The 2,849-nt window shown below is 68.8% G+C and carries 2 protein-coding genes; one reads left to right on the top strand and one right to left on the bottom strand.

Annotated elements, in window-relative coordinates:
• The first annotated feature begins 201 nt into the window (after nt 1-201).
• A complete protein-coding gene (locus ACWEQL_RS41995; RefSeq protein ID WP_452156822.1) occupies nt 202-1,140 on the top strand; it encodes an NADP-dependent oxidoreductase in 939 nt (312 codons plus the stop codon).
• An 8-nt stretch (nt 1,141-1,148) separates the two neighbouring features.
• Here ACWEQL_RS41995 and ACWEQL_RS41990 read toward each other — a convergent pair whose 3' ends face one another.
• On the bottom strand, nt 1,149-2,615 hold the full coding sequence (locus ACWEQL_RS41990) for an NF041680 family putative transposase (protein ID WP_452156820.1): 1,467 nt from the start codon (nt 2,613-2,615) through the stop codon (nt 1,149-1,151).
• Between the last annotated feature and the right edge of the window lie 234 nt (nt 2,616-2,849).

Raw genomic sequence — 2,849 nt, 5'->3', positions numbered from 1 at the left:
GTCATCCGACAACATCAACTCGGCCTTCGGCCGACCCGTCCGCGCCACATCCCCAGTCTACATTTATGAATGAAATTCCAGACTCAGGACACTAGTGCGATGACCTGAAGGTTCACCGGGTCGCGATGCCGGGAACGCCACAACACCGCCAGGCGGCGAAACCGTTTCCCTCTCATGATCATCCGGCGCAGAATGCTCGGCATGACGATGACACGCGTGATCACCCAGCAGACCATCGGCGGCTCCGACGTCCTGGAACTCGCCGAGACACCCACCCCCTCCCCGGGCCCCGGCGAGGTTCTCGTGGGCGTACGGGCCACCGGTATGAACCCCGCGGACTGGAAGGTCCGCATCGGCAAGGTGGACTTCTTCGGCCCGCCGCCGTTCGTCCTCGGCCACGAGTTCAGCGGCACGGTGGAGGGCGTCGGCGAGGGCGTGACCCGCTTCGCGATGGGCGAGGAGGTCTACGGCTGGACCGCCCCGCCGCAGGGCAGTCATGCCGACCACGTGGTGGTGACCGAAGACCGCATCGCGCCCAAGCCGCACACTCTCGACCACGTCGGCTCCGCCGCCTTGCCGATCTCCGGCTTCACCGCCTACCAGGCCCTGATCACCTTCTCCGACGTACAGCCGGGACAGCGGGTGTTGATCCACGGCGCGGCCGGCGGCGTCGGCCACCTCGCCGTACAGATCGCCAAGGCCCGCGGCGCGTACGTCATCGGCACCGCCCGCGCCGCCAAGCACGAATACCTGCGTGGACTCGGCGCCGACGAGGTGATCGACTACACGGCCCGGGACTTCTCGACCCTGCGCGACATCGACGCCGTGCTCGACACCGTCAGCAACGACTACGGCCCGCGTTCCCTGCCCACCCTCAAACCGGGGGGCATCCTGGTCGACGTTGTCGGCGTCGGCGTGGACCGCACCGCGGTCATGGCCCGCGCTGCCGAACTCGGCGTGCGGTTCGTGGAGTTCTTCCTGGAACCCACCCCCGCCGTACTGACCGCCTTCGCCGAGCTCGTCGATGCGCACGGCATACGACCCACGATCTCCGAGACCCTCCCGCTCACCGAGGCCGCGAGGGCCCACGAGTTGAGCGAAACCGGACGGGTCCAGGGCAAGATCGTGCTCGTACCCTAGCTTGATCTTTAACCTGTGCGGCGTGGGCGAGGGTTGCTGGACTTCTTCGTCTTCTTCGCACCTGGCGTCGTTGTTCCTGTCCTGCGGGCGGTGTGGACGTCGTGGCGCGGGGTCGGGTGGGTGTTCTTGCGGCCGGGAGGCCGTCCGGGGCCGGGCAGGCTGGGTTTCGGTGCACCGGCTGGGCAGGCGGCGTGTGGGCGGAGGTGTCGGAATCCTCGTCGGACGCGGGCGGGGGTGAGGCGTTCGGGTGGGGCGGGCTTCTCCCAGGGGCGGCGGAGGTCGGCCGCGAGGGGCCGTGCGAGGCGGAGCTGGGTGTAGGCGGCCAGGATCAGCCAGGTCCAGCGGTCGGCGGCTTCGGGGGTGCGAATCTTCGGGCAGGTCCAGCCCAGGGTCTGCTTGAAGAGGCGGAACGTGTGCTCGATGTCGAAGCGGCGGAGGAACGTCTGCCAGAGGCGGTCAACGTCGGCGGCAGTGGCGTCGGTGCCGGACCACCACAGCCAGACCGGCTTGGGGACGGCGCCGCTGGGCAGACGGTCGACCTCCAGGCGGATCACGGTGCCCTCGATCACCGGCAGGGTGCCGGCCTCGGCGGTCCAGGAGGATCGGTGGGTGAGTTTGGGGTGCAGGCGGTCCCAGGAGCGTGCGGCTGCGGTGCCGTAGAGGCGTGTGCCGGTGACGGTCGCGGTGTCGGGGGCGCCCCAGGTGTCGGGCTGACCGAAAACGAACTCGGCGCCATGACGGGGCGGTCTGCCCATGGTCCCGGGCAGCCGCGGCGGGCAAGTCCTGCGCAGGACGCGGTCCGAGCGCATCCGAGCCAGGATCTGAACGGGCAGGTCCTTCAGTAGGAAGGCCAGGCGGGGCGCGTCATAGCCGGCGTCCGCGACGACGAGCAGGTCCGGGTCACCGGCCTGCCACTGTCCGGCCGAGATCAGCCGCTCGACCAGGTCGCGCAGCTGCCGTGCGGTGACCTGGGCTGCGTCGTCTCCTGGCGTCAGCCGGACCGCGTCCAGTGGCGCGGTCCACGAGCTGCGGCCGGGCTCAAGTGCGGTGATGACCGAGTAGGGCCAGCCCGGGACGGGGATGTGCTGGTCCTTACCCCGCCCGTAGGTGTGGCACAGGATCCGCTCCGACGAGGTGTGGGCGTCGGGCCGCAGCCAGCAGGTGATGTCGACGGCCAGCACAAGCCGGCCGTCCACCGCGCGGGGCAGCGGCACCGCCGCCAGCGCCCGTCGCAGCCCATCGGCGTCCAGGCGACCACAGGCCAGGGCATCGTAGAGCCCGCCGTGGCCTCGTCGGTGCTCGCCCACCAGCGATAGTTCCACCAGCGACCGGACCGGCCCGTCGGCGCACAGCACCGCGTCGGCCAGCTCGAACAGAGCATCCCCTCGCCGGATCAAGCAGTCGTAGAACTCCCCTCGGAAGCGTGACAGTTCAGCGAACGCGTCCCGTCGGACGCCGTCCTGCAGCAGACTCATCCCCACGGCCTTCGTACTGATCGTGTGTGTTCCTTGGCCGGAGCACAGGATCAGACGAAGGCCGCTTCCGTGTGTGGCAGATACCGATACGAGTGATCAAGTTCGACGGCCCGTTCGAGGCGATTGCTTAAAGATCAAGCTAGTGTCTTGCACCGCAAATCACGAGGGTAAGTTGCTACCCTTTTCGGGTGTCACATCCTGGGCCTTCCGCCGTGTCGATCACGTTGTCCGAGG

This window comes from Kitasatospora sp. NPDC004240 (genome assembly GCF_053603215.1).
The sequence above is the reverse complement of the archived record's forward strand: the minus strand, read 5'-3'. Positions and strand labels throughout refer to the sequence as shown.

Coding starts and splice junctions, on each gene's coding strand:
- ACWEQL_RS41995 (WP_452156822.1), top strand. CDS start 202: ATGACGATGACACGCGTGATCACCCAGCAGACCATCGGCGGCTCCGAC.
- ACWEQL_RS41990 (WP_452156820.1), bottom strand. CDS start 2,615: ATGAGTCTGCTGCAGGACGGCGTCCGACGGGACGCGTTCGCTGAACTG.